At 67.7% G+C, this 4,570-nt stretch carries 7 protein-coding genes; 5 read left to right on the top strand and 2 right to left on the bottom strand.

The genetic code is table 11. The features are described from left to right. Nucleotides 1-276: 276 nt before the first annotated feature. Together ACOJSF_RS00005 and ACOJSF_RS00010 are read right to left on the bottom strand one after the other, a co-directional pair. Nucleotides 277-588, bottom strand: a complete 312-nt coding sequence (locus ACOJSF_RS00005) for a cell division protein ZapA (RefSeq protein ID WP_420140193.1) — start codon at nt 586-588, stop codon at nt 277-279. Beyond that, entirely contained in the window at nt 588-785 is a 198-nt protein-coding gene (locus tag ACOJSF_RS00010) for a hypothetical protein (protein ID WP_420140194.1), read from the bottom strand. Before ACOJSF_RS00010 ends, ACOJSF_RS00005 begins: the two co-directional genes overlap by 1 nt. 129 nt (nt 786-914) lie before the next feature. On the opposite strand from ACOJSF_RS00010, the gene gap reads away from it, so the two are divergent. From gap to ACOJSF_RS00035, 5 genes are all read left to right on the top strand, one after another. Beyond that, the gene (gene gap / locus ACOJSF_RS00015; RefSeq protein WP_420140195.1) at nt 915-1,925 is read left to right on the top strand and encodes a type I glyceraldehyde-3-phosphate dehydrogenase; all 1,011 of its coding nucleotides are present in this window, start codon (nt 915-917) and stop codon (nt 1,923-1,925) included. Nucleotides 1,926-1,979: 54 nt separating this feature from the next. Beyond that, nucleotides 1,980-2,384 carry an MOSC domain-containing protein gene (locus ACOJSF_RS00020; protein WP_420140196.1) on the top strand — a complete coding sequence of 135 codons (405 nt, stop codon included), beginning with the start codon at nt 1,980-1,982 and terminating at the stop codon, nt 2,382-2,384. Nucleotides 2,385-2,407: 23 nt separating this feature from the next. Next, nucleotides 2,408-3,568 (top strand): phosphoglycerate kinase, encoded by a 1,161-nt coding sequence (locus tag ACOJSF_RS00025; RefSeq protein ID WP_420140199.1) that lies wholly within the window; start codon nt 2,408-2,410, stop codon nt 3,566-3,568. Nucleotides 3,569-3,617: 49 nt separating this feature from the next. Continuing rightward, on the top strand, nt 3,618-4,262 hold the full coding sequence (locus ACOJSF_RS00030; RefSeq protein ID WP_420140197.1) for a TIGR02466 family protein: 645 nt from the start codon (nt 3,618-3,620) through the stop codon (nt 4,260-4,262). Then, nucleotides 4,259-4,570: hypothetical protein (locus ACOJSF_RS00035; RefSeq protein WP_420140198.1), on the top strand; the 312-nt coding region annotated here is incomplete at its 3' end. The genes ACOJSF_RS00030 and ACOJSF_RS00035, both read left to right, overlap by 4 nt.

Below are 4,570 nucleotides of genomic sequence, written 5' to 3' on the forward strand. Positions count from 1 at the left end.
GGCCTCGGCCTCGGCCGCGTCGCGCTCGCCCGCTTCCATCAGCCGGATGACATGGCCCGCGCGCGCGCGCCGCAGCCGGGCGCGCAAGGCCGTCTTTTCAGGGGAGGGTGGTGGAACCGCCATGGCCGTTTCCTGGAATATCCTCTGACGCCGTAAACGTCAGGTGGGGGCCATGGAGATCGGGCCGGAACCCGTCCAGGGACAGCTCCCATGGAAGATGAATCGCCTCAGGGATAATCGCTACAAGTCGTACCGGGCAGTCCCACCGCTTCCCATTTAGGAAGCGGCGTCGCCATGCTCAAGGCCCTGAATCAGGGCTTCGATCCGCCGGGTAAGCGTATCGAGCGCGCGCACGGCGGCCTCGCGTTCGGGATCGGGCGCGCCGGCGCGAAGCTCGCTCAGCTCGTCCGCGAGAAGCAATGCGGCGAGCAGGAGCTGGCGCGGCTCGTTGGCGTTTCCCACCGCGCGCGCGGCATCACCGGCCTTGGCGTCGACCATGGCGGCGAGCATCTCCAGCCGCGGCTCTTCCCCGTCGCGGCAGGCCAGTTCATACCGACGGCCGCCGACATTGAGCGTTACATACGCCATCAGGCGTTATCCTCGCCGTCGATCAGCCGGTCGAGCGAGTCGATCGTCTCCTGCACCTGAGCCCGAAGCGCGGCGTGGCGACGCTCCAGCATGGCATAGGCCTCCGACAATTCGGATCGTATCGAGGCACGGCGGGTCACGACCTTCTCGAGCCGCGCGACCGCGCTCTCGGCCCGCGCGAGGGCGGTGGTCAGCATATCGTCCGACATGATCGGGGCCTTAGCACCGTGTCACGTCCCCGCAACCCGGGCGCGGTTGACGCTCGCCCGCCCACGCGACAAAGGGACCTCGCCGAGCGATGGCATGGCACGAATAGGAGCGACGACATGGCGGTACGGGTTGCGATCAACGGCTTTGGACGGATCGGCCGGCTGGTCGCACGTGCGATCCTGTCGCGTCCCGACTGCGGGCTCGATCTCGTCGCGATCAACGATCTGGGCGATGCCAAGTCGAACGCGCTGCTGTTCAAGCGCGACAGCGTTCACGGCACCTGGCCGGGCGACGTGCATGCCGAGGGCAACGAGCTGGTCGTCGATGGCAAGCGGATCAAGGTCACAGCCGAGCGTGATCCCGCCAAGTTGCCGCATGCGGCCGACGGCGTCGAGATCGCACTGGAGTGCACCGGCTTCTTCACCGATCGCGAGAGCGCCGGAAAGCATCTGGAGGCCGGCGCAAAGAAGGTGATCGTGTCCGCGCCCGCCAAGGGCGTCGATCTGACGGTGGTCTTCGGCGTCAATCATGACAAGCTGACCGCCGATCACACGATCATCTCGAACGCGTCGTGCACCACCAACTGCCTCGCGCCGGTGGCCAAGGTGCTGAACGACGCGATCGGGATCGAGCGTGGCTTGATGACCACGATCCACAGCTACACCAACGATCAGCGCATCCTCGATCAGATCCACAAGGATATGCGCCGCGCGCGTGCGGCCGCGATGTCGATGATCCCGACCACCACGGGCGCGGCCCGCGCGGTGGGTGAGGTGCTGCCCGAGCTGAAGGGTCGGCTCGACGGATCGTCGATCCGCGTTCCCACGCCCAACGTCTCGGTCGTCGACCTCATCTTCCAGCCGAAGCGCGACACTACGGTCGACGAGGTGAATGGCCTGCTGAAGGCGGCGGCGGAGAGCGGCCCGCTCAAGGGCATCCTGCAATATGTGTCCGACCCGCTCGTCTCGTGCGACTTCAACGGAGATCCGCATTCCTCGTCGGTCGACAGCCTCGAAACGGCGGTGATGGAAGGCAAGCTCGTCCGCGTGCTGAGCTGGTACGACAATGAATGGGGCTTTTCGAACCGCATGGTCGATACCGCCGGCGCGGTCGCCAAATTTCTCTAAGCGGCGGTGGGGCGTCTTCGCGGCATCGCCCGCCATGCGCGACCGCGCGGGCCGATGGAGACGCTCGATCGCAGCGAGGTGACCGTGGAGGAGGGCGTGAAGGGCGATTTTCGCGGCGCGCTCAAGCCCGGTCGCAATAAGCGGCAGGTCACCGTCATGGCGGTGGAAGACTGGCGCGAGGCGCTGGCCGATCTCGGCGCTCATGTCGAATGGGAGCAGCGGCGCGTCAACCTGCTGGTCGAAGGGCTGGCGCTCGAGCAGACGAAGGGCGCATATCTCTGCTTCGCGTCCGGTCTGACGCTCGAAATTACCGGCGAATGCGATCCCTGCAGCCGGATGGAGGAGGTCGCGCCCGGACTGAAGGCCGCGTTGCTGCCGCATTGGCGCGGGGGCGTGACCACGCGTGTGATCGAAAGCGGCCCGATTTGTCTGGGCGATGACGTGAGGATCGAACCGTGACCAACTTCAAGACACTCGACGACATGGGCGACGTGCGCGGCAAGCGCGTGCTGGTGCGCGAAGACCTCAACGTGCCGATGGACGGCGCGCGGGTGACCGACGATACCCGCCTGCGTGCCGCCGCGCCGACCCTGTCCGAACTGTCGGACAAGGGCGCGATCGTGCTGGTCCTCGCCCACTTCGGCCGGCCGAAGGGGCAGCCCAATCCCGACATGAGCCTGGCCCTCGTCACCCAGCCGCTGGCGCAGGTATTGGGCCGCGAGGTGCGATTCATCGACTGGGAAGGCGATGCGGACGCGGTCGCCACGCTCCAGCCCGGCGACATCGCGGTGCTGGAAAATACGCGCTTCTTCGGCGGCGAGGAGAAGAATGATCCCAAGGTGGTCGATCGCTTTGCCGCGCTGGGTGACCTGTACGTCAACGACGCCTTTTCGGCCGCGCACCGCGCGCACGCCTCGACCGAGGGCCTGGCGCATGTCCTGCCGGCCTTTGCCGGCCGCTCGATGCAGGCCGAGCTCGGGGCGCTCGAAAAGGCGCTCGGCAAGCCCGAGCATCCGGTCGCGGCGGTCGTCGGCGGCGCCAAGGTGTCGACCAAGCTCGACGTGCTGCGCCAGATGGTCGCCAAGGTCGATCACCTGATCATCGGCGGCGGCATGGCCAATACCTTCCTCGCGGCGCGCGGCGTCGATGTGGGCAAGTCGCTGTGCGAGCATGATCTGACGGACACCGCGCTCGCCATCCTCGAAGCGGCGGATCGCGCGGACTGCACCGTCCACCTGCCGTACGATGTGGTGGTGGCGAAGGAGTTTCGCGCCAACCCGCCGACGCGGACGGTCAACGTCCACGAGGTCGCGGCGGACGAGATGATTCTCGACGTCGGGCCGGCGGCGGTCGAGGCGCTGGCGGATGCGCTCAAGACCTGCCGCACGCTCGTCTGGAACGGCCCGCTCGGCGCGTTCGAGACGCCACCGTTCGATACCGCCACCGTCGCGCTGGCCAAGACGGCCGCCGCGCTGACCCAGTCGGGCAGCCTCGTCTCGGTCGCGGGCGGGGGCGACACCGTCGCCGCGCTCAATCAGGCGGGCGTGGCCGACAGCTTCACCTTCGTCTCGACCGCAGGCGGCGCGTTCCTCGAATGGATGGAGGGCAAGGAGCTACCGGGCGTGGCGGCGCTGACCCGGTAGCTCCCCGGACCGGAGAACAGCGATGGCGAGCGGCGCGACGGGGAATGGCATGGCAGGTGTCGAAGTGCGCGGCCTGTTCGCCAGCCCCGTACTGGCCGAGGTCTGGCCTGGCGCGCGCCTTCACAATGCGGCGCTCCGGTCGGCGATCGCCGCGCGGCAGGCGGCGACGCCGGGCGTCGCCAAGTCCAACGTGCTAGGCTGGCAGTCCGACATCGACATGCTGCGGTGGGGCGGGGGGGCAGCGCGCGCTTTGGCCGACCATGTGCTCGCGCGCTGCGACGACATCAGCGTGGACCTGCGCGGCGAGCGCCTTGCCAACTGGTATCCGGAGATGTGGGCCAACGTCTCCACCGCGCGGGCCTCCAACCAGACGCACGCCCATCCGGGCTCCTTCTGGTCGGCGGTCTATTATGTCGACGACGGATATGCCGGGTCGGCGGATAAGGCGCTTGGAGGTGAGCTCACCTTTCTCGACCCCCGTTTTCCGATGGTGCGCCTCCGCACGCCCGATCTCAGGGCGACGGGCGCGGACGGCGTGCCCGAGCATCACGAGGTCTGGTTCCGCCCCCGATTGGGGATGCTGGTGATGTTTCCATCCTGGCTGCAGCATGCGGTGCGCCCCTATCAGGGCCAAGGGCGGCGTATCTCGATCGCGATCAACGTTTCCCTCACGCGGCTGGCGGCGCTGCCGTGACCCGCCCCTACGTCCTCAACCGTTTTTTCGAGACGACGCTGATCGTCGCTCCCGCGCCGTCTCTCGGGGATACCGCGATAGAGGCATTGGCGGTGGGCGATTCCTTGCGTCAGGACGAGACCGTGCGCGCTCTAGCCCGGTTCGGTGTCGGGCTGGCAGAGACGCATACACGCGATATCGGGCAGCCTGCGCAGTCCCGCTATCGTTGGGAATGGAGTGCGGCGGTCGAGCAGGCCGGCGGGCACGATGCGCCCGGGGCATTCTGGTCATTGCTCTGTGCGGCGTCCGACGTGCCGGTGACATTCGTG

The sequence above is a fragment of the Sphingomonas sp. genome, from assembly GCF_048594985.1.
Lineage (GTDB): Bacteria > Pseudomonadota > Alphaproteobacteria > Sphingomonadales > Sphingomonadaceae > Sphingomonas_I.